At 43.8% G+C, this 22,454-nt stretch carries 18 protein-coding genes; 1 reads left to right on the plus strand and 17 read right to left on the minus strand.

What is annotated here, in order from left to right:
* Positions 1 to 44: 44 nt before the first annotated feature.
* The 16 genes from NST74_RS16765 to NST74_RS16840 form a co-directional block, all read right to left on the minus strand.
* Positions 45 to 1,496, minus strand: coding sequence for a nicotinate phosphoribosyltransferase (locus NST74_RS16765; RefSeq protein ID WP_341113353.1), 1,452 nt, complete (start codon positions 1,494 to 1,496; stop codon positions 45 to 47).
* Positions 1,497 to 1,548: 52 nt separating this feature from the next.
* Positions 1,549 to 2,088, minus strand: a complete 540-nt coding sequence (locus tag NST74_RS16770) for a cysteine hydrolase family protein (protein WP_341113354.1) — start codon at positions 2,086 to 2,088, stop codon at positions 1,549 to 1,551.
* 30 nt (positions 2,089 to 2,118) lie between these two features.
* A complete protein-coding gene (locus tag NST74_RS16775) occupies positions 2,119 to 2,889 on the minus strand; it encodes an NUDIX domain-containing protein (protein WP_042128449.1) in 771 nt (256 codons plus the stop codon).
* A 165-nt stretch (positions 2,890 to 3,054) separates the two neighbouring features.
* Positions 3,055 to 3,504: a RicAFT regulatory complex protein RicA family protein gene (locus NST74_RS16780; protein WP_042128451.1), complete on the minus strand. Its 450-nt coding sequence runs from the start codon at positions 3,502 to 3,504 to the stop codon at positions 3,055 to 3,057.
* A gap of 28 nt (positions 3,505 to 3,532) precedes the next feature.
* Entirely contained in the window at positions 3,533 to 5,119 is a 1,587-nt protein-coding gene (gene miaB, locus NST74_RS16785) for a tRNA (N6-isopentenyl adenosine(37)-C2)-methylthiotransferase MiaB (protein ID WP_341115911.1), read from the minus strand.
* A 468-nt stretch (positions 5,120 to 5,587) separates the two neighbouring features.
* Positions 5,588 to 6,808, minus strand: coding sequence for a VWA domain-containing protein (locus tag NST74_RS16790; RefSeq protein WP_341113355.1), 1,221 nt, complete (start codon positions 6,806 to 6,808; stop codon positions 5,588 to 5,590).
* 2 nt (positions 6,809 to 6,810) lie between these two features.
* Positions 6,811 to 9,150 (minus strand): DUF5682 family protein, encoded by a 2,340-nt coding sequence (locus NST74_RS16795; protein WP_341113356.1) that lies wholly within the window; start codon positions 9,148 to 9,150, stop codon positions 6,811 to 6,813.
* Positions 9,150 to 10,244 carry an ATP-binding protein gene (locus tag NST74_RS16800; RefSeq protein WP_341113360.1) on the minus strand — a complete coding sequence of 365 codons (1,095 nt, stop codon included), beginning with the start codon at positions 10,242 to 10,244 and terminating at the stop codon, positions 9,150 to 9,152. The genes NST74_RS16795 and NST74_RS16800 overlap by 1 nt, the downstream gene beginning before the upstream one ends.
* Positions 10,245 to 10,250: 6 nt before the next feature.
* Complete coding sequence (locus NST74_RS16805) at positions 10,251 to 12,128, minus strand: HEAT repeat domain-containing protein (RefSeq protein ID WP_341113362.1); 1,878 nt, start codon at positions 12,126 to 12,128, stop codon at positions 10,251 to 10,253.
* Between the two features lie 39 nt (positions 12,129 to 12,167).
* A complete protein-coding gene (locus tag NST74_RS16810) occupies positions 12,168 to 13,607 on the minus strand; it encodes an SWIM zinc finger family protein (RefSeq protein WP_341113363.1) in 1,440 nt (479 codons plus the stop codon).
* Positions 13,608 to 13,842: 235 nt separating this feature from the next.
* A complete protein-coding gene (locus tag NST74_RS16815) occupies positions 13,843 to 14,937 on the minus strand; it encodes an NADH:flavin oxidoreductase (protein ID WP_341113364.1) in 1,095 nt (364 codons plus the stop codon).
* Between the two features lie 75 nt (positions 14,938 to 15,012).
* Complete coding sequence (locus NST74_RS16820; protein WP_341113367.1) at positions 15,013 to 15,492, minus strand: hypothetical protein; 480 nt, start codon at positions 15,490 to 15,492, stop codon at positions 15,013 to 15,015.
* A 151-nt stretch (positions 15,493 to 15,643) separates the two neighbouring features.
* Positions 15,644 to 16,489 carry a rhamnulose-1-phosphate aldolase gene (rhaD, locus tag NST74_RS16825; protein ID WP_341113368.1) on the minus strand — a complete coding sequence of 282 codons (846 nt, stop codon included), beginning with the start codon at positions 16,487 to 16,489 and terminating at the stop codon, positions 15,644 to 15,646.
* 47 nt (positions 16,490 to 16,536) lie between these two features.
* Positions 16,537 to 17,793 (minus strand): L-rhamnose isomerase, encoded by a 1,257-nt coding sequence (gene rhaA, locus NST74_RS16830; RefSeq protein ID WP_341113370.1) that lies wholly within the window; start codon positions 17,791 to 17,793, stop codon positions 16,537 to 16,539.
* A gap of 38 nt (positions 17,794 to 17,831) precedes the next feature.
* Entirely contained in the window at positions 17,832 to 19,298 is a 1,467-nt protein-coding gene (rhaB, locus tag NST74_RS16835; RefSeq protein WP_341113373.1) for a rhamnulokinase, read from the minus strand.
* A 28-nt stretch (positions 19,299 to 19,326) separates the two neighbouring features.
* The gene (locus NST74_RS16840) at positions 19,327 to 20,478 is read right to left on the minus strand and encodes an iron-containing alcohol dehydrogenase (RefSeq protein ID WP_341113375.1); all 1,152 of its coding nucleotides are present in this window, start codon (positions 20,476 to 20,478) and stop codon (positions 19,327 to 19,329) included.
* A gap of 355 nt (positions 20,479 to 20,833) precedes the next feature.
* On the opposite strand from NST74_RS16840, the gene NST74_RS16845 reads away from it, so the two are divergent.
* Entirely contained in the window at positions 20,834 to 21,589 is a 756-nt protein-coding gene (locus NST74_RS16845) for a DeoR/GlpR family DNA-binding transcription regulator (RefSeq protein ID WP_341115912.1), read from the plus strand.
* A gap of 84 nt (positions 21,590 to 21,673) precedes the next feature.
* Here the strand turns inward: NST74_RS16845 and NST74_RS16850 are convergent, their stop codons facing one another.
* Entirely contained in the window at positions 21,674 to 22,318 is a 645-nt protein-coding gene (locus tag NST74_RS16850) for a class I SAM-dependent methyltransferase (RefSeq protein ID WP_341113378.1), read from the minus strand.
* Between the last annotated feature and the right edge of the window lie 136 nt (positions 22,319 to 22,454).

The following is a 22,454-nucleotide window of genomic DNA, read 5'->3' on the forward strand; positions in this document are numbered from 1 at the left end:
ACTCTCCCGCGTTAACACTGTTGACAGAATTAATCCAACAAAATCTACTCTATATCCGGTCTTATATGCTCAGCGATTAACTGCTGCTTGCTAGTCCAGACCTTTTCACTCAAATTGACCCGGTACACCTCAGGATTCAGCTTACGTTGATACTCCGGCCAGAATAGGTCCTTTTGCTCTCTATGGTAACGGCGAACTTCATTCAAATCCGGTAAAGTATATACTTGGAATCCGTTCACGTATATCGGTTCTAGCATAGGTAGTGCCTCATAACGCTCAACATACTTATGCATGTATGGATGTAACGGATTAAACAGCTTCAATCGTGTACCATTACGCGGAGCTTCCTCATCAGGAAAGCAGATATAATCCGCAAGAGCTTTGCCATTTTTACCGATAATTCGGAATACGTCCTTCTTGCCAGGTGTGGATACTTTCTCAGGGTTAGAGGAAATCTTGATCGTCGGGATCATCTCTCCAGTTGCGGACTCAATTTCCACCAGCTTATAGACCCCACCCAAAGAGGGTTGGTCCGAGGCTGTGATCAATTGTGTACCCACTCCCCAAGTATCAATAGCTGCGCCTTGCAGCTTCAGATCCATGATCGTGTTCTCATCCAAATCATTGGAAGCCACAATCTTCACATAATCCAGGCCAGCATCATCCAGCATCTTCCGCGCTTGACGGGATAGGTAAGCCAAGTCACCGCTATCCAAACGGATACCGACCATTTTCTTACCTTGTGCCTCAAGCTTCTTGGCTGTATTGATTGCATTAGGCACTCCACTACGGAGTGTATCAAAGGTGTCTACCAACAGTGTCACTTCGTCCGGCATCACCTTAGCATAGGCATCAAAAGCCTCCTGTTCGCTGCCAAAGCTCTGAACCCAGGAATGTGCATGTGTTCCCTTGGTCGGAATACTAAACATTTTGCCGGCCAGCATGTTAGAAGTAGCATCAAAGCCGCCAATATAGGCTGCTCTAGCCCCCCACACCGCTGCATCGGCTTCTTGCGCACGACGGGTACCAAACTCCAGCAAGATGTCATTCGGAGCCACCTGCTTAATTCGTGAAGCCTTAGTAGCGATCAACGTCTGGTAGTTCATGAAGTTCAGAATGGCTGTCTCCACCAGCTGAGCCTCCATAATTGTCCCTTCCACACGGATTAATGGCTCATCCGGAAAAATCAAAGCGCCTTCTTTCATCGAATGAACGGTTCCCTGAAAATGAAACTGCAACAGTTCCTCCAAAAAAGCGGGAGCATAGTTCTCTTCTTGCTCCGACAAATAACGGATATCATCTTCGGTAAACCGCAAACCGCCGATATAACCAACAATACGCTCTAACCCTGCGAATACAGCATAGCCGTTACCAAAAGGTAGCTTACGGAAATAAGCCTCAAATACAGCCTTCCGTTTATGAGTTCCATTCACCCAGTGAGCGTACATCATATTGATCTGATATTTATCCGTATGTAGCGCAAGTTCTCTTCTCAAGTCCTCATCTCCTAATATCTACGCTGCTATATGTGTATGTTCTGTTCTAGTATTATGCCTTAACAACGTCTGCTCCTAAACTTCCCCGGAAATGTTCTAATGCCCAAGTATGTCCACCGGGATTAAAGCTGGCTACCGCATCCTCGTGCACTATAATAGCAAACCCTTTGTTATAGGCATCCACCGCTGTGTGCAGTACACAAATATCTGTGCAGACACCAATTAAATGAAGTTCAGTAATGCCTCGTTCCCGCAGCTTGATCTCCAGATCTGTTCCACTAAAGGCGCTATAGCGCGTTTTGTCCATCCAATAAATGGATTCGCGATTCTGCTCATATACAGACTTCAAGCTTCCGAACAACTCTCGTCCGTCACTCCCGCGTACATTATGAGGAGGGAATAGCTTGCTCTCCGGATGGTAAGTGTCATTCTCTTCATGCAAATCCACGGCCATAACAACATAATCGCCACTGTGTACAAACGCTGAGGTTAACTGGCTGATCCTAGGCTCGATATCTACGGCTGGCTGACCAACAGGCAGATTTCCATTAACAAAATCATTAGTAAAGTCGATCACTATTAGTGCTCTCATGAGATTAATCCCCTCTCCTGATTTAAGCCACTACGTATAGATGGATAACAAAGGCTCATGATCTGTGAACATATAGAGCTGAGCTGGACGCTGGGAATATTGATTTGAACTAAGCGCATTTCCCTCTTCGTCTCTTACTTCTTTTAATATACCCTGACGACTACGTGTTGAAGTGATTTTACGGATAAAATTCGGTTCCTTAAATTCCGGCACTACCGTTTGAATCACCTGATAGAGCTCACTAAGGGTGAAATGCCTAGGCAAAAACTGTCTTGCAATCGTAGTTTGCAGCATTTGTTGTTGAATACGTAAGTATGCATCCTTGATGATATCGTGGTGGTCAAAAGCGAGCTCCAGCTCTTCAAGCGCTTCCTGCAACGTAAATAATCCTACCTCGCCTGCATCATCTGAAGCTTGTCTTTGCTCAAGCATCCATTCCTCTACCAGGGCGAAAAAGGCATGACTGATAATCCAACCGCGAGGGTCGCGACCTGGTGTACTGTAAACGCCCAGATATTCCAAATGACCGCCATCTACACCAGTCTCTTCTTTGAGTTCACGGGTAGCAGCAGCATAAATGGACTCATCCTCCTGACAGAAACCGCCAGGGAGAGCCCACATTCCAGCACACGGCCATTTCTTCCGTCGAATTAACATGACTTTAAGCTCACGTAAGGGAAGTGTCTTTGTGACCGTCTTACGTTCGCGTTTGGTCAGTGTAAACATTACGATGTCGGCCGGAACTCCGTCCGGTGTACGATATTTTTTGGCGTTATAGGTTTGTTCCCCATTTTCGCTCATATTTGCCCCATCCTTTTCCGAAGCTATAATTTTACTGATTCGTACCTTTAAATGTACCAAACCTTAACTTCTAAAATCAACAGCTGGACATAGAAAGATAAGGATTATGTATAGTGTGAAACTTAAGGGGGCGGATCTGCATCCGCCCCCTAAACTGAGTGTGGGTTATCCGCATGTGGTCGGAGGCGCTTCGGTGCCCGCTTCCACATTAATTTTTTCCGATACAGTATCTCTAATCACGGAAATTACAAGCTGGAGTAGATAATTGATGTCACTCTGGCTCTGCTGAAATTCGTTCACGACTGGAATGCCGTCAATTTCATCCTGCAACACTTCAATTTCACGCTCGATCTTAGCTACCATATCTTTATTATTAAAGCTTTCGAAGGCAACAATCTCCTTCTGCTTTTTCTTAATCGTGGCGATCAGGCTTTGTACCCGCTCGTGGTTCAAGATTTTTTGTTCAGCCTGTTGAAAATGCTTTACCTCTTCACTAGTTGAAATTAATGTAGCAAGTTCTTTAGCTTTGCCCATAATATCCTCGCGTACAATTAAGTCACGGGTATTATAAGTCTTCATTCCATATTTATTCAAACGTTGTTCCTCTGTACTCACAAGCCATCTCCCCATTCGTATGTGATGATTAATGAACAGCTGCAGCTTCTGCCACAATATCCCCTTTAATGTACCATGTTTTGGTATCTGTAATTCTCACTTTTACAAATGTGCCAATAAGCTCCTTCGGACCTTCAAAATGGACCAGCTTGTTCGCACGGGAACGGCCGGAAAGGACTTCAGAGTTATTCTTACTTTCCCCTTCAACCAGCACCTCAACGACTTCACCTAACATACGGTCATTAATGATCCGACTGTTCTCTTTAATGAGATCATTGAGTCTTTGTAGACGTTCGCTCTTCACCGACATAGGTACATTATCCTCCATAGCAGCTGCAGGAGTACCCTCACGAGGTGAATAAATGAACGTATATGCCATATCATACCCAACCTCGCGCACTAGCGAAAGAGTATCTTCAAATTGCTCATCCGTCTCTCCAGGGAAACCAACGATAATATCGGTACTCAACACTGCATTAGGCACACTTATCTTAATCTTGCGAACTAACTCCAGATAAGCTTCACGAGTATATTTGCGACTCATTTTCTTAAGTACAGCAGTGCTTCCCGATTGAACCGGTAGATGGATATGTTCCACCAGATTGCCGCCTTTGCCTAGTACTTCAATTAATTTATCGTCAAAATCACGCGGATGCGATGTCATAAAGCGAATGCGCGGAATATCAATCAAACGCATGTCATCCATCAGGTCACCGAAGGTGTAATCGATATCTGTAAAATCCTTACCGTATGCGTTTACGTTCTGCCCCAGTAAAGTGACTTCCTTAAAGCCTTGACGCGCAAGCTCTCTTACTTCAGCAATGACGTCTTCCGGACGGCGACTGCGTTCTTTTCCCCGTGTAAAGGGTACGATACAGTACGTACAAAACTTATCACAGCCATACATAATATTTACCCAAGCCCGCATACCCTCGCGTTTCTTCGGTAAATTCTCAATAATATCGCCTTCCTTAGACCATACCTCAACCACAAGCTCTTTGCTGAATACAGCTTCTTTAATGAGGTGTGGCAGACGGTGAATATTATGCGTACCGAAGATCATATCCACGAATCCATGCTTAGACATAATTCGATTAACTACGCCTTCCTCCTGAGACATGCAGCCACACACGCCCAGCAAAAGACCTGGCTTCTCAATCTTCAAGTTCTTAAGATGACCAAGCTCACCAAATACCTTATCCTCGGCGTTCTCGCGAATCGCGCAAGTATTTAAGAGAATGATATCCGCATCATTCCGGTCATCGACACTTTTGTAGCCCATCTGTTCCAAAAGGCCCTTCATCGTTTCCGTGTCATGCTCATTCATTTGGCAGCCATAAGTCGTTATATGATAATATTTGTCTACTCCGAAATTGTGCATTTCTTCTGGAATCTCGAAATCATAATGAACTTCTATTTCTTCCTTGCCGCGCCGTTTTCCTTCTTTGTAATCAGGCTGACTATTAATTTGTACATTTCTTCCTTTAATACGGTAAGTAATTTTACCTTCTTCTTCACTAATTACCTTCGCGTCACTAAAATCAAAATATTTCGAATAATCCTTCGAACCCTTGCCGGATTTTAAGTCCGGTGAGTTGTGGTTCCCCTTAGTCATGCTGTTTTCACGTCCTCTATTTAAAATGTAGCTCATTGATGTTTTAACCCAATATAAAATTATAGCACATCCTGTAACATTACTTCCATCTTAGATGTCAATCCCTATATGCACTGATCTAGGTTTATCAAGCAAAAATGCCTTTGACTTCCCTAAAGGGACGGCACCGTTTTCAAGAAATATAAGGATAATGTAAGCGTGAAGCTTAACTTTCCTATATTTTTTAAAAAATCAGGTCTATTTTACCACAGGGAGAGTGCAGAGCATACTCTAAAAGAAAATTTCAAATAGGTCAAGTAATAGCTATCCTTATGACTCCCATAAAAAAATACCCTGCCGGCGAGCGACAGGGCCAAATTCTATTGTATAAAGGGGGGTATGATATCTATATACGCCACAAAAGCTGTAATGAAACACAGTTCTTGTCTGAAGAACACTTTTTATGAACTTGTAAAATGATATCTCCAGTTAAATTCCTTTCGTTCCAAGTTTCTTGGCTAATTCAGAAAGATCTTGTCCTTTTAGCGCACCTTCTACTAACTGTGGCAGCAGTGCAGGTGTACACGCAAAACAAGGCGTTCCATCGCGAGTCAAGGATCTAGCCACATGCTCATCGTAGAAAGGCTTGCCTTCATCAGATAAAGCGAGTAAACACATCGTTCTGACACCTGATTCCTTCAGATGACGCATACGACGGATTAAACCCGCTTGGTTCCCACCTTCGTACAGATCCGAAATGATAATAAATAAGGTCTTCTTCGGCTGCTCAATAAATTGTTCACAATAAGCAACAGATTTTTGTATATCTGTACCACCGCCTAGCTGAATCCCAAACAACATGTCAACAGGATCATTCGCACATTGCTCAGTCAGATCAACGACCTCTGTATCAAATACAACTACTCGAGTACTTAATGAAGGGATGCTTGCAAAGATCGAGCCCACAACTGAGGCCCAAATAATAGATTCTGCCATAGAACCACTCTGATCGATATCCACAATGACTGTCCATTCCTTGCTGCGTCTAGCCCGATCATAATAGTAGAATTTCTCAGGGATAATCTGCCGCCGTTTTGCATCATAATGCTTCAGATTACGTTTTATAGTCCGTGTCCAATCTATGCCACTAAGTGAAGGCAATGGAGAATGCTGTCTGCGATTCAGTGCACCCGTCACCGCCCGACGAAGGTCCTCCTCCATTCGCTTAACAAGATCATCTACAACTGTCTTCACTAACAGGCGAGCAGTGTCTTTTGTCTTCTCAGGAATCTTTCCTTTAAGGGAGAGGAGTGTACCTACTAACTGTATATCCGGTTTCACTGTTGCAAGAACTTCCGGTTCAAACAATAGCTGCTTCCAGCCCTTCCGTTCCATTGCATCATGTTGAATAACCGAGACGATATCCTCAGGGAAAAAATTGCGAACATCTCCTAACCATTTCGCCAACCGAGGTGCAGATTTACCTGATCCTGCTCCTCTTTGTCCGGAGGCAGCAGTGTTAGCAGTGCCGCTATTTCCAATCTCACTCGTCTCATCATATATAGCGGCCAGCGCCTGATCCATGATGAGTTCATCTTCGGACAGGTGAATACTTGTGTTTCCGCTAGAAACGGTCAACTGTTCTTCTGCGGATTGGCCAAGAATAAGCCGCCAGCGAGCGACAACACTTGAATCTACTGAAGTACTCATCGTCATATATCTCCAAAGTCAAAATCATTCAAATCCTCAATCATTTTTGCTTCGGCCTCCTTCAGCTCGCCCGTCAGAATCTCAGCAGCTTGCTCAGTGTTCACGCCCCACAATTCACCTAGCAACTCAGCGATCATAGTCTTTTCTCTTGGCTCAAAGGTACTGAAGGCTCGCCGCAAAAACACTAAAGCACGCACAAATTCATCATCATCCAAAGAAATAATATACTCGTTCAATTGTTCCCACAGACTTAATCGGGATAAAAGTACATATCGATTACGCATAGACATGCCTTCGAACCAGCCTGCTCCAAGATCTGCAGGAATACCCGGTGACAGTCGTCTCGATACTTCTTCTGAACATTGCTGTGCAGTCATCTCATTTCGTTCTAACAAAATGGAACATGCTACTCCAGATAAGCGCGGATTGCAGTCATCCCTTTCCGATAAATGCTTCAGCTCTTGTATCCACAACAGCCCATCAACTTCCTCACTATGCTCCATAGCTGTCTGATTCAGTATGTTCATAGCTTTTAGCATCTCACCCGATGCTTCATCATTACATTGACTCGCATCCAGCAAGAACAGACACGCTCGTCTGTACAATTGTTCTAGCAGCGGAATAAGCGGCTTGGTATCTATCCTGCGAACGTCGCCATACTGAATCAGAAGGGATAACTCATGAATGGACGCAGCGATTTGCACTACATCTCTGGTATCAACAGCTAAGCGCTGAAGTGTTTGCCGTCCTGCTTCCATCTGGTTCAGCATCCCGCACTCATAAGCCGTTCGAATAAGTGCCGACGCTTCCGCAATTGTACTGCTGTGATCTAATTTTTGCTGCAATACATAGGCTGAAGCAATCTCAATCGTTTCTCCAAGCAGCGTAGATTCAACGACTTGAATCTCGACTTCAGGAGACCACCTCATGACCCAATGCTCTGCCCAAGTTGCGCCAGTCTGACCACTTGCTCTTATGTTCACTAGATCGATTCCAAGTGTTCTGAGCCTATGAAAAAGAAAAGAACGGTTTAAATCCAGATAAGCCGCTTCCTCAGAAGACACTCTTCGATTCTCCCGGAGATCTAATTCAAGATCATTTGCTACAGGGGTCTTATACTTCTCAAGCTTCAAGCGTTTTAATTGCCGATTCAGATCATCCTGAATTGGCGTCTGACTAATCCCCTCTGCCAGCTCACCAATAGCAGTACCGATATCTGTACGAGCAAGTGCTTCAGCGATTACGCTAAGCTCTCCACGCCCCAGCAAGGTCAGTGCCGCATCTCGCAAATCTCTTAACGTCGGCGTACTTCCACCGTGAAGGGCAGCTAATGACTCTGCTAAGCGCACAGCTTCAATAATTTCTGCTGTAGAGCGATGTGTCCCGCTATTGCGCAAGTATCTAGCTACAGTAGACAAATAGTGATGCGGTAAGTCATCAAGTGAACCGTTCATCATATGTTCCCACATCATTTGATAATAATGAGGTGCCAGGTTCCCTGCTCCATAGCCTGACAAGGAAGATAGTTTATAATACGTATAGGGCATAAGAGTTAGCTTGGTATTTAGTGAAGGAAGATCATCTATCTCCTCATCTGTCATACCGGTGGCCAGATCAGAAAGTGCCGCTGTATGGTAAGCTCCACATACAACAACGATCTTATGCGGTAGATGACCAGCGGTGATTGTATCCTGAATCTGACGACGCATATAAGCTTCACGAATCGTGTTGTGTGCATATTCTATTACGTTGTTATGTCTTTCATTCTCTTCCGACATCTGGCGCATTTGGGATGAGAAAGAAATGATCGCTTCCTGATATGCACCCTTGTTGGTGTTGTGTTCGAAATTGCGCTCCCAATACATATCATAATCTAGCTCGCCAGCCAGCTCTGCTATTCTTTCATAGAGAGAAACCTCCTCCGGAGCCTTCTCTTCTGAATCGTTAACTTCGGATCCCACGCTCTGTTTAGCAGAATCTCTGTTGCGGGTTCGTATATCCTGCAACGCGATAACTACTGAAGAGGGCAAATCTATAAAAGCTGTATGAGCTCCCTGCTGCTCCGCCCATTTCATCGCTTGATATTCGGGGGAATATACCGCAAGCGGCCATAAGGCTGTACGAACAGGAACTTCTTCCGTAAACGCTAAAATAGCTATTGGAGGTTTGGTTGTCGTGTTGAGGATATGGCGAATCTCAGTAGTAGCATCTGCTGGCCCTTCAATTAAAACAGCTGTGGGCTCTATCTCATCAAGATAGCTTAATAGATGCTGCGCACCACCAGGAGACAAATGCCGCACCCCAAAAAAATGTACGCCAGCTCCAGTAGTTTCGCTCTCCACTAGTTCATCTCCTTACAAGCCGTATATAACCCCCGCCAATCTGCGCCGCGTTTCTTCATTATATTGTCGAGATACTCTCTCCAGACAAGCTGATCCTTATCATCATCCTTCACAATGGCACCTTGCAGTCCGGCGGCCAGATCCTCGTCTGTCAGTTCTCCATTTCCGAAGCTTGCGGCCAGCGCCATACTATTCGTTAAGAGTGAGATCGCTTCAGCTGTGGAAATTACACCTGCTGGAGACTTCACCTTCTCCTTCTTATCCAAGGTCATCCCGCTGCGCAGCTCACGGAAGATCGTCACGACCTTATGTAAAGCCTCATCTGCAGGAAGTGCAGCTTGTAAATCGTAGGAGGAAGCAATTTCACGGACCCGTTTCTTCACAATCTCTACTTCAGTATACAAATCCGCAGGCGCCGGAAGAACAATAATATTAAACCGTCTCTTCAAGGCAGTTGACATATCATTGACACCACGGTCTCTTGTGTTAGCTGTTGCAATAATCGAGAAGCCTTTACGAGCACTCATCTCCTTGCCTAGCTCAGGCACTGAAATTGTCTTCTCTGATAAGATAGAGATCAACGCATCCTGTACCTCCGATGCACACCGAGAAATTTCCTCGAAACGTGCGATGCCCCCTTCCTCCATTGCTCGCATGATGGGACTTTTTACTAAAGCTTCCGGAGATGGGCCTTGTGCAAGCAGCATCGCGTAGTTCCAAGAATAACGGACCTGCTCTTCACTCGTACCCGCAGTACCTTGCACGACCAGTCCTGATTGTCCATAGATAGCTGCTGATAAATTCTCAGATAACCATGACTTGGCTGTACCCGGCTCACCAATTAATAACAATGCACGATCGGTTACCAGTGTTGCTATCGCCATCTCTATTAATCGCTTGTTACCAATGTACTTAGGTGTAATCTCGGTACTCCCTGCTTTACCGCCAACTATAAACTTCAGGACAGATTGAGGCGACATCTGCCATCCTGCCGGTATCTTACCAGTGTCCGCTTTACGAAGCGCTTCCAACTCCTGCGCATACAATCTTTCTGCTGGAAGCCTCATAATATCTTGTAATAGTTCTTGACTCATCGTTAGCTACACCTCTTCTATTGGGTTTGATGGTCCTTGCATGAGGCGAATGACATACTGAAGTTGGTCTTCTGCAACCTCACTGAATCGAGGTAGAACAGTTATTATTCGACTCGCAAAACTTGCTGGAAGCTGACATAGCTGCTCAAACGTATACGGTTCAATTAATCGACATTCTGTATTTCTGTCATCTTCCAAAGCTACTAGGAGAGCCTCTTGCAGGCGTTGTTTACTTATCCCCGAACGCTCTAGACCCATCAAGAGAATATTGGCAAACCGATGGCGAAACTCAGGATTATCAGTCAATTTTCGAAGCAAATACTGCATTGCTTTAGGATGTCCCGGCCGTGCAAAGGCACTTACCAGCTCGTAATGATCCAGCTCTATAAAAACATCAAGCCAGCGTGAATCCCATTGAATAGCTAGTACCTCAGACGACTGCATTTCGATCTTATACATATATTGAATCTGGTCTGCGGGTGAATTCCAAACTGCATCATAGGTTCCATGATATCGCTGAACCGCAATTTCAGATATTGTGTGCAGCAATTGCTGCGCCATAGAAGAAGCATGGTTAGTTGAAGATGGCGCATAATGCCTTAAAACATCAACATATTGTTCATACACTCGTTCCGGCGGAAACAAGAGATAAGCGTCTTTGAAAACATCATTTACGTATCGTCTGTTGTTTTTAAAGTAGATAAGATTCCGCTCAAGTGTTCGTAGTAATGCACCTTTAGCTTCCGCAGAGTCAATCTGTCCTAAATAGGAGGTCGCCTCTTCGATCAATGCATTCCAGCTCAACTGGTTCATATATAATGGATACTGCTCAAGTACATTTAAATATAATTTTTCTAGTTCAGGACTATGTTTATAAGATAGTACCCTAATATAATGGACTACCCTGTTCCATAATCCATCTATTTTTTTCTTATCGTCCTTCATTTCCGGGACAGTTTGAAGCATATCTGAGACCTCTTCAACAAGTCGGTTCGTGAGCTCTTGGGCTTGACACTGCCTCAGTGCAGGGACGACCAGTTCACTATCTTTTCCGGTAAATGCCTCATATAGCCGATTCAGCACACTCGCCGAGTCACTCTTAGCCAGCGCATTAAAGGCAGCTTCACGAATCTTTTTCTTCTTATCTTTACTCCAAGCTAGCAAATCTTCTTCATATCGTTCCTTGCCCGCAAGCAGAGAAATAGCCATGGCCCGAACATCCTCTGATCCTGAATCTGCAGCTTGATAGACCAGATCCTGAACGCTATCACCACCTAATGTAGCAATTACATACAGCTTTCTCGTCTCTACTATTCCTCCGGTTAGATCAAATTGATCCCTGAGGATGGGAATAATCTGAGGTCCATAGGCTGGCAGTATCTGCTTCATCACAAGCTCTGCAATTTCAACATATGGATCTTGGAAAGCTGCTATCGCGGGATGAATCATGCGGAGATCTTGAAATAGTCCAGCCTCATAAGCTTCCTTTATAATCTCATATCGTCCTCCGCCACGAGTACTTAGTGCCAACTGTACGGCTGACAACTTGCGATATGAGAACTGGGTAGGTAAGCTTAATGGATGAACTTGTACTTCCAACAATTCGCCGTCAGGAGAAGTTACTCCCTGAGTATGCAGCACCGAGCTGAGTAGCACACTTAGGTCTTGCAGCTGCTGAGCCGATGAAGATCCTTCGGAAGGATCCGATGCAATGACCAAAGCGATTCCCTCACCTAATCTTTTGAATATGGGAGCACGTTCGCCTAACTGTTGAAACTGTGGCAATAGCCGCTTTAAGCGGAAATCCTCAGCAGCGAGCTCACTTCCAGCGATATATAGCCGCTTTACTTCTTGATGAAGCTCTTGTAGTAATGCTGTACTCATGGACATTCCCCCCATTATGTATAGCGCTAACCCTATTTTTTAATATAAGAGTCGAATCATTTCCTTCCCTTTGATAAGTGTTAAAGGCTGCACTTTCAATCGTCCTGTATCCAGTTGGTGTTCAAACATAAGTAACATCGTCATATCCGATAATTGATCAAATGCAAAGTATTGAAGCAGCGGCAGTGTGTCCTGATCGAGTGCTGCTACTTGATCTAACACTAGATGCTGACCCGCTACGTCCGTAATAACGAACTGATCTTGCTGAGACTTACTTATTTTATTCACATGTAGCAGCAACACTGGGTTCTTGTCTGCTAGCGGATTCTTTAACTGATTCTTAATTTGTTTGAAGCTTTCAGAATAAGAACGAGATGCCGTAGCGGCAATCCATTCCAAATCCTGATTGCTTAACGGGCGCGTTGACATATTCTCAAATCGGACCCGTCGATTACGGTCACCGGGGTAATAATATAAGGAAGGAATGACTGCAACTTCGGTAAAACTATCCTCTTCATGAATATACTTAGCTGCTTTATAAGGGCGATATTGGAGGGTACGATGTATATCACCCGTTGACTTTTCTATCCAAAAGCCTAAGTCTACATATTCCTGTCTGGCTGCATCATCATAGCTGACAAATGAAAGCTGGATCAACTCCGCATCCTGACTCATTAGACCGAATTCCTTAAGCTCTGTTAACTGCCAAGCATGTCCAAGCCATTCTTCTATCGTAGAGTCATAATTCAAAGCCATATCCGTGTCCTCAAGCTTCATCGTTAGATGTGCGCGACCTTTCTTGATAAACGCATGAATTCTTGTTAGTTGCTCAATAGCTAATGTATAGGTCTTCTCACGGTTGTCAGGAGAGGATAGTAATAAGGCTAATCGTCTTAACTCAATCTGTGCTCCGGTTAAGTAAAAGTTGCCCATCATCTTCACATGCTCCTGAATTTCTTTTACACGTTTAGTGTCTAGAGTTCCGAGACCTGCGCGTATAAGCGATAGAGTCAGTTTCTCAAGTACAGCTAAGCCCTCCAGTTGAGCTCCAATCTTCTTCTTGAGTGCAGACTTATTCACTTTCCTAGGCTTAGTAGTAGCTCCTTCTGCAACAAGTTCAGACTTACGTTCCTCACGCTTACTCATCTTCTCCCGTTTAGCGGCAAGCTCCTCAGGAATCATTGCAGATACGAAGGTCTCCTTGCCTACAAAGGCATAAAGCAATCCGAGAACATGCTTACAAGGGATCTGCCTACTTGGACAAGTACAGCGCATTACCGGTTTGTCAGAAACAACAAAATCAGCAGATGGAAAATAGTTGCTGCTACCGCTGCCTCCGCATTCACCAAACAGAACCACTCCGTCTTCCGACTGATTCAATTGGACGAATCGTTTCTTCTTAACTAGCCCTTGCCCGTTCTTAATCGCAGCACTGTTAGGTGCTAGAGTATCAATGAAGACTTCTGTGATATCTATCAACCTATATCCTCCTAACCTATAATGCTTTTTAATATCTATGATCATATTAAGCCTTAATGAAAATTATTCTATAAAAAGGGCTGTACATAACAAGCATTATTCCGAACCTTTAAAAGGATTATATTTTATTATTAGGCCGCCTCTTTTGCAATGTTTGTGTGACTGTAGTGATTTTATCAAAAGGGCGGCCTTTCTCCACTAACCATACAAGGAAAACAATGTTAAATTTCTAACTTTATAATAAAGTTTTTGTCGATTCCGCCGTAAATGGTATAATCTCATCTATAGCACCGCTTTGAACTTTGGCAGGCCAAGCTGGATCGCTTATCAGCGCCCTACCAACAGCAACCAAATCAAACTCCTCACGTCCCATTCTTTCCAGCAGTTCTTCTATATTATCTTCAGACTGCTGAGCTTTGTCTTCTGCGAAAAAATCACTATGAAGACCGATAGAACCCACCGTAATACACGGTTTTCCTGTGATCTTCTTAGTCCAGCCAGCAAGATTAAGCTCAGATCCTTCAAATTCAGGTTGGCTGAAGCGTCGAGTGGAGCAATGAAAGATATCTACACCTGCGTTACTTAGCGGTGTTAAGAAGCTTTCAAGCTCATCTGCATTCTTTGCCAGCTTCTCATCATATGCGCCCAATTTCCATTGAGAAAAGCGTAGCACGATCGGAAAATCTGGTCCTACCGCTTTACGGCACGCTTCAATAATCTCTACAGCAAATGTAGTTCTGCCTACCAAATCGCCACCGTAACGATCCGACCGTTTGTTAGTTCTTCCCCAGAAGAACTGGTCAATCAGATAACCATGGGCGCCGTGAATCTCGATCCCGTCAAAACCCACTTTTTTGGCGTTCGTAGCCGCTTGTGCGAATGCTGAGACTAAGCTTTCTACTTCAGCTGTAGTCAGTGGCTCTGTTACAGGTTCTCCTGCTAAATCCAGACCTGAAGGACCTACAGGAAGGGCTTCAACATTTGGTCCTTCCCCTTTCGTATGTGTCATTCCCACATGCCATAATTGGGGAATGATCTTACCTCCAGCTGCATGAACCTCTTCTACAACCTGCTTCCAGCCCTCTAACGCTGCTTCTTCATGTAGATTGGGGATATTGGCGTGGCTGACTGCCGAAGGATGATTAATGGCTGTACCCTCGGTAACGATCAATCCTACTCCACCCTCTGCCCGTCTGCGGTAATATGCCGCAACATTACTTCCCGGTACACCATCCGGTGAGTACACGCGTGTCATTGGTGCCATGACGATTCGGTTCGCTAATGAAAGATTCCCCACTTGCAAAGATGTGAATAAAAGTTCAGTATTCATAAATTACCTCCATTTGATTAATTGATTACTTAAAGTAAGTTTAATTATGTACCCAAAAGATGGAAAATACAAATTTTAAAGTTCCTTATTATCGTATAATCTCATAACTTTGTTCTGATATAACAGCAACTTCGCTTCAAATCCACCTCGATTATTTTCAAAATCCTGTGTCCATTGATACATCTTTTTTAACATCCTAATATCCGATTTATAATGACACTTCTCAATGCCCATTTTCTGCTTAAGAAACCGAACGAAAATTCTAATTTTACGCTTCCACAACGGTGTATCAAGAAAAATTATTGTATCTGCCATTTCATATAGACATTGATAGGATTCCCGATCCGTGCCTTCAAAAATCCAAGCTCCATCCTGATCAATCTCCATAATCACCGCAACCTGTTCTTCTGGTGAGCGTTTTCTCCTTCCTTCCGGTGTCTGATGATGAACAATGGCATCCAATTCATACCAAGGAATATTTATTTGGTTAGATAATCGCTTTGCCAATGTGGTTTTACCGCTAGCTACAATACCAATGATAAGAACTTTGCTCATATGATCTCCTTATTAAGCCTTGTGACAATTTTGTACGATTAACGCTACTAAATTCTGTTCATAAATTCAATGCGTAATTTTAAGAAAAAACCATAAAAAAACCGGACCTCGCAAAATCTGCGAATGCCCGGTTCTCATATTTATGAAATGCTTAAACTTCAAGAATACCAGGTTTAGGTGTTACTCCGAACGCCTTAGCTAGATCCCACAGCTGTTGATCCGTGATCTTTTGTTTAATTTCTCTCCCGCCAATCAGGTTGTAGATCGTAGCGGCCTTTTCAACAGTCTCCACAAGCCCGAAGGTAGCATCCATAGTGGAGCCAGTGCCGAAAATCCCGTGCTGCGGCCAGATCACTAAGCGGTGATCCTTCATTTTCTTAGCGGTTTCGCGGCCGATTTCACTGCTTCCAGGAACGATCCACGGAATAACACTGACGCCATCAGGGAAAACAACAAGGCACTCTGTACACATTTCCCACAGCGTTTTTGTAAACTTTAATTCGTCCAGATCATGGGTGAAAGTCATTGCGATAACATTCGTAGCATGTGTGTGCAATACGATACGATGTGTAGGGTCCACCTTTAGTCGTTCAATATGACTCATGAAATGAGATGCCAATTCACTAGTAGGTACAGCTCCGTTCCGTAATCCCCATAACACTTCTACGCTTTCCCCATTAGCGCTAACACGAAGCACACCTAGATTCGCTTCCGGGTCTTTGATCACATTTCTGAAATATTTGCCTGACCCCGTCACGATGAAGTATTTGCCCGCTAATTCCTTTACCGGAAAAGTAAGCTTAATGGTGCGAAGCGGCTCCAGCACGTTAATATATTTTGCAACCTCATTCTCATCCAGCAGATAGCTGACATTACCACCATTTAGCTCATCCCAGCCTAGCTCCCACATATGACGTGTAATCTCTGACATTTCCTGAATAAACGGAGCCTCACTGCTTGCAATATACCCTTTGGATTCTAATACGGATGTACTCATGTCAATCTCTCCTTTGTATATGTTGCTCTCATACCCACTCTAACGCTCTATCTTGTAAACAGAACTTCCTGTTCATAACTCTTCACTTCAGCCAGCCATTGCTCCCGAACGGGTGTATCTTGGGAAGCACAGTAGTAATCCCACACGGCTCCAAACGGATACGATTTGAATTCTTCCACCAAAGCTAGTCGTGAAGTGTAATCGCCAGACCATTCGATTCGCTTCAGTTCTTCCACAGGCTCGAGCATTGCGCGAAGTAACGCCTTAATAGTATTGCGTGTTCCAATCACCCAAGCAGCAATATGATTAATGCTCCCATCAAAGAAATCCAATCCTATATTCGTTCGGGAGAGTAAATCTCCTCGTACCAACTCACGGGCGATTTCCATCAATTCGTCATCCATCGTTACAACGTGGTCACTATCCCAACGAACAGGTCTACTTACATGTAGCAGCAACTGCTCACTAAACATAAGAATCGACGATAGCTTATTCGAGATCATCTCTGTAGGATGGAAATGCCCGGCATCCAGACAAATGGTTTTGCCGCGAGTTAATCCATAGCCCATATAGAATTCATGTGATCCAACTACATAACTCTCAGATCCAATTCCGAACAATTTACTTTCTAAAGCATCGATATTATAAAGAGGATCTATTTCCTCACTAAAAATCTGATCCAGCGATTCCTTTAAACGCACTCTCGGAGCTAAACGATCGACTGGTGTATCTTTATATCCGTCTGGCACCCAAAAGTTAGTCACACAAGGTTGACCCAGTTCCTTACCAAAATGCTCAGCAATCGTGCGAGAAGCCTTACAATGCTTAATCCAGAAGTTACGAATCTCCTCATCCCAGTGACTAAGCGTAAAACCGTCTGCTGCTTTCGGATGCGAGAAACAAGTAGGATTAAAATCAAGCCCCAGCCCCTGCTCCTTCGCCCAGTCTACCCAAGATTGAAAGTGGCGTGGTTCTAATTCGTCCAGGTCCACTTCTTCATCTGTATCCGCATAGATAGCGTGTAAATTCACTTTGTGCTTGCCAGGAATAAGAGTTAAGGCCCTTTCTAAATCTTGACGAAGTTGATCTGGCGTGCCAGCACGGCCGGGATAACTACCCGTTACCGCTATTCCCCCGCCTAGTTCTTTATCTTTAAAAAGAAACCCTTGTACATCATCGCCCTGCCAGCAATGTATGGAAATCTTAATTTGCGCGAGCTGCTCCAGCACTTTCTCCACATCAATACCGTGGGCTGCGTATAGTTTTTTGGCTTCGTTATAACTAGTGATAATACTCTGGTCCATGCTGTAGTTCCTCCTAAAATCATATAACGTATGTTTAATTAGATTTGATATTGTATTGTGGACAACTGAAGCTCTTTCCACCGACTTAGAATGTCTTCAAGATGAGCGGTCGGGCGCGGTGTATACGACTTTATCTCAAAGGATTGACCGATAATTTCTCTTGCTTCATGAATATCCGAAATGCTTCCCGTGCTAATCATCTGCACCACTATATTTCCAAGCGCTGTGGATTCCGTTGGGCCAGCCTTCACTTCTCTGCCTATAACATCAGCAGTCAGTTGGCATAACAGACTGTTGTTAGCACCTCCCCCAACAATCTGCAGAACCTCGATACGGCTTTCTATCAGCTCTTCTAATCCTTCCAAGGAAGTAAAGTACGATAATGCTAAGCTATCAAAAATGCAGCGGGCCAACTGGCCCGGTGTTTCTGGAACGGGCTGCCCACTCTCTGAGCAAGCACTACGGATTTCTTCTATCATATTTACCGGATTGAGAAATCTTGGATCATTACAAGAGATCAGGCTTCGGAAGCCTTCCTCTCCTTGTGCAAGTTCTGCTAGCTCCGCAAAGCTGTAACATCCGTCCATCAGCCTGCGAACCTCTTGGATGAGCCAAAGGCCCATAATATTTTTGAGGAAACGGTAGGAGCCGTAGGCGCCCCATTCATTGGTGTAGTTAGCCTGCATGGCCTTCATAGAATTAAGAGGCAGAGTTCGTTCTACTCCCAGTAAAGACCATGTTCCGCTGCTAATATACGCGGAGTCCTTTTGGAGAGGCGCACCCAGCACTGCAGACGCTGTATCATGTGTGGCTACACAGATCAGTTGGCAATCCGGAAGTTCATAAGTCTGTATTAGAGCTTCGTCGAGAGGACCAAGAACCACTCCCGGTTCAGTCAATGTAGCAAACTGTTCTCTCTTAATATTTAGAAATTTCAACAGATCATCGTCGAAATCTCGACTGTCCAGATTCAACAGCTGTGTTGTAGATGCATTAGTAACCTCATTGATTTTGCGACCGGTTAGTCTGTAATACAGATAATCAGGCACGAGTAGAATTTGATCTGCCTCAGCTAATTCTTCTTTACTATGAACATATAGCTGGTACAACGTATTGATAGATAATTTCTGGATTCCAGTCTTTTCATATATGGCTTGTGCTGAAATGTACTTTTCTACCTCATCCATAGCCAGATCTGTTCTACGATCACGATAAGCGAAAACTTCCTGAACACGGTTTCCCTCTGCATCCACAAGTACATAATCTACAGCCCAAGTATCTATACCCAGCGTACACGCTGTGATGCCTTGAGCCTTGGCTTTCTGAAGCCCTATAATGATCTGCTCGAATAAATAATCGATGTCCCAGAAACAGGAATCCTCCTGTTCTGTAAAACGATTGCTAAACCGATGAATTTCCTCTAAGGTGAGAACACCCTCTTGAAGTATTCCGCGTACTAGCCGCCCACTAGAGGCACCAATATCGACGGCGATATGATTATTCATGAAAGAATCTCCTATAGTAAGGGATGATTTATAGTATTTTTTTGAACAGAGAAATGACTTCTTCTTTCGTAGGAATAAAAGGGTTACCTGGTGCACAAGCATCCTTCATGGAGTTCTCTGCTAAAAGATCAAGATCGACCTCTTCCACTCCAAGCTCGGATAGTTTAGTTGGAATTCCAACTTCTGTAGACAACGCTTTGATCGACTCGATGACAAAGTCAGCGCACTGCTTATCGGTTTGATCCTCAACGTTTAATCCAATCGCTTTTGCAATAGCTCTGAATTTCTCGGGTACGTATTTGGCATTCTCTTCTTCCACATAGGGAAGCAACATTGCGTTACATACGCCATGTGGCAGATCATATACACCGCCAAGCTGATGCGCCATCGCATGTACATATCCAAGTCCTGCATTATTGAAAGCAAGCCCGCCTAGGAAAATCGCATACACCATCTGCTCACGAGCCTCAATGTCATAGCCATTCTTTACGGTACGAGCCAAGTTAGCGAAAATAATCTCTACAGCTGCAAGCGCGGTAGCGTCAGTTACCGGATATGCTCCTGGCGTTACTAATGCCTCAATTGCATGCGTCAAAGCGTCCATTCCTGTTGCTGCCGTAAGTGCAGCGGGTTTATCTACCATAAGCTCTGGATCATTAACTGAGATGGTAGCAATGCTGTTCTTATCTACCATTACCATCTTCAATTTACGTTCTTCGTCTGTAATTACATAGTTAATCGTTACTTCTGCTGAAGTGCCAGCGGTAGTATTAACTGCAACGATCGGCAACGACTTATGCTTCGACTTGTGTACGCCCTCATATTCTTTGATGTGACCGCCATTCGTGGCAATAATCCCAATCGCCTTGGCCGTATCCTGTGGCGAACCACCACCGATGGAGATCAGATAGTCACAATTCTGTGCTTGGAGATAATCCACCCCGTCATGAACATTATTACAGGTCGGATTAGGTTTCACTTCATCATAGATGGCATATTCAATCCCCGCTTCATCCAATACTGCCAGCAATTTACCGGCAATGCCGCTCTTCATTAGGAATTTGTCTGTGACTACAAGTGCCTTCTTCAAATTCAGTTCTTGAATGTAAGGACCAATTTCCTGCAAACATCCCTTGCCCATAATATTGATCGATGGAACGTAAAACACATGTGTGCTCATTTCAATGACCAGCCTCCTAATGTGAATTCATCAACACCAAAGTAATTCACTGCTCTGCAAGCTAGAGGATATTTTCTCGTCTATAACACCTCTGGCTGGCCCCTGAATCGTAACCCGGCCGGCTCTGGAATCTCCCTAACTCGACTACTCTTAAAGGATTTATTTTCCTCTTTCATCGTATGTTCAGAAATCTTCGTTGTCAACAAATTAAATATTATTTATGTTGTTTTTGTTTGTTTTATATCTGTTTTGTGAATATTTTTGGCAAATACAGATATATATACGTTGTTTTTATTGCAAAACACAGATATTTAACGTTATGATTGTAAAATATAGCTTTGGAAAGGTGATTCCTATGCTTGCAGCCGAAAGACGCAAAAAAATAATCGATCTTGTCCATCAGGATAAACGAGTACTAGTCTCCGATCTAAGCAAAATGTTTGAGGTCACAGAAGAGACGATTCGCAGAGATTTAGAGAAGCTTGAGAAGGATGGCATCCTTAGTCGTACCTATGGCGGTGCCATGCTGAATCGTCATACGAATGAGGACTTACCTTTTGTGACACGAAATGCGCTGAATACAGATATTAAACGTGGGATTGCCCTGAAAGCGCTCGACTTAATCAATGATGGAGATACACTTATGGTAGATCCAAGCTCAACAGCTTTTGAATTTCTAAAATTACTCGGCAACAAAAACAATCTAACCATCATCACAAACTCCATTAATATTTTGCATGAGTTCTCGAATTCAGGGATGGATATCATCTCTACTGGCGGTTCACTTCGTTACCGTTCGTTGTCACTGGTAGGACCGGTAGCCCATGACACCATTCAAAGATACAATGTGGATACTGCGGTGATCAGTTGCAAAGGAATAGATATGGAGCGAGGGATCACAGATTCCAACGAACCTGAGTGCGAGCTCAAGAAGTACATGCTGCGGCAAGCCAATAAGGTCGTTCTCCTGGCGGATCACACCAAATTCGATAAGACGGCTTTTACAAAGCTGATTGAGCTTGGCCATATCGATTTTTTGATCACGGACCGTAAGCCTTCTGAAGCTTGGCTGAAACGTCTGAACGAGGAGAATATTGAGGTTCTCTATTAACTGAGGTAAGAACATACTAAGCCTAATTTAAAAAAGCCGTTCCCTAGCGATTTATAGGTAACGGCATTTGTCGTATTCTCATTCTTATCTTTCTGTGTAAACCTGGGGAACTGAAATTACATCCCTTGAAGAAGTAGTATGATCAGCCTGCTTTACTTGTGTAGAAGCCTTTTTCCTACAAATATATACAAGAGCCGGCGGGAAATTCAGCATCACCCATTTAGCACTCACAATTTCAAAATGCTGCATTAATTCCTTCTTCATTTGAGGAAAATATTCAAACGTGATAAACCACCCGCCCTCTTTTAAAGAGGATGTAATTTGTTTAATGTAAAGCGTCCGATCTGAGGCTGAAAAATTTCGAAAAGACAAACTGCTTACAATGCAGTCTAACTTCTCCAACCTGCTATTATGAAGCGCAAGCCTTAATCGCAAACAATCGTGATGGAAAATTCGGTCAGGGAAATCAAGTCGTAGTTGTTGACGAAAATCCGTATCCTTTTCAAACAAAAGCACGTTCATCTGGGTCTTTTCCCCGTTTGGAATAAACCTAGTGATCGCTCCAGTACCCGCACCCAGCTCAGCTATATGATGCATTTGTTGCCATGGAATGGCGTTGAGCATCGTTTTTGCCAGCCAGCGCGAACTGGGAGTAACGCTTCCTAATTGTCGGGGCGCATGCAGAAATTTATACAGAAAATGAAGTCTCTCATGAATTCCGCTTCGCATGTTCATTCCCCCTTGTATCATAAATTCCCCATCTAATTCTAAAATATGTTATTAAGATCAAAGTCGTACTCGATCTATTCTCTCCATTTATTAATTTTCGCAAAACAAAAGCCCAAATCTCACCGCAAAATGAATT

Origin of the sequence: Paenibacillus sp. FSL F4-0125 (assembly GCF_038008565.1) — a bacterium.
In the GTDB taxonomy this organism is placed as follows: Bacteria; Bacillota; Bacilli; order Paenibacillales; family Paenibacillaceae; genus Paenibacillus_AQ.

What these genes read in the sequence shown, in the direction of transcription:
- NST74_RS16770 (WP_341113354.1), bottom strand. Translation starts at nt 2,088, where the DNA reads ATGAGAGCACTAATAGTGATCGACTTTACTAATGATTTTGTTAATGGA.
- NST74_RS16805 (WP_341113362.1), bottom strand. Translation starts at nt 12,128, where the DNA reads ATGAGTACAGCATTACTACAAGAGCTTCATCAAGAAGTAAAGCGGCTA.
- NST74_RS16800 (WP_341113360.1), bottom strand. Translation starts at nt 10,244, where the DNA reads ATGAGTCAAGAACTATTACAAGATATTATGAGGCTTCCAGCAGAAAGA.
- rhaA (WP_341113370.1), bottom strand. Translation starts at nt 17,793, where the DNA reads ATGGACCAGAGTATTATCACTAGTTATAACGAAGCCAAAAAACTATAC.
- NST74_RS16775 (WP_042128449.1), bottom strand. Translation starts at nt 2,889, where the DNA reads ATGAGCGAAAATGGGGAACAAACCTATAACGCCAAAAAATATCGTACA.
- NST74_RS16850 (WP_341113378.1), bottom strand. Translation starts at nt 22,318, where the DNA reads ATGCGAAGCGGAATTCATGAGAGACTTCATTTTCTGTATAAATTTCTG.
- NST74_RS16820 (WP_341113367.1), bottom strand. Translation starts at nt 15,492, where the DNA reads ATGAGCAAAGTTCTTATCATTGGTATTGTAGCTAGCGGTAAAACCACA.
- rhaB (WP_341113373.1), bottom strand. Translation starts at nt 19,298, where the DNA reads ATGAATAATCATATCGCCGTCGATATTGGTGCCTCTAGTGGGCGGCTA.
- miaB (WP_341115911.1), bottom strand. Translation starts at nt 5,119, where the DNA reads ATGACTAAGGGGAACCACAACTCACCGGACTTAAAATCCGGCAAGGGT.
- NST74_RS16790 (WP_341113355.1), bottom strand. Translation starts at nt 6,808, where the DNA reads ATGAGTACTTCAGTAGATTCAAGTGTTGTCGCTCGCTGGCGGCTTATT.
- NST74_RS16845 (WP_341115912.1), top strand. Translation starts at nt 20,834, where the DNA reads ATGCTTGCAGCCGAAAGACGCAAAAAAATAATCGATCTTGTCCATCAG.
- NST74_RS16840 (WP_341113375.1), bottom strand. Translation starts at nt 20,478, where the DNA reads ATGAGCACACATGTGTTTTACGTTCCATCGATCAATATTATGGGCAAG.
- NST74_RS16815 (WP_341113364.1), bottom strand. Translation starts at nt 14,937, where the DNA reads ATGAATACTGAACTTTTATTCACATCTTTGCAAGTGGGGAATCTTTCA.
- rhaD (WP_341113368.1), bottom strand. Translation starts at nt 16,489, where the DNA reads ATGAGTACATCCGTATTAGAATCCAAAGGGTATATTGCAAGCAGTGAG.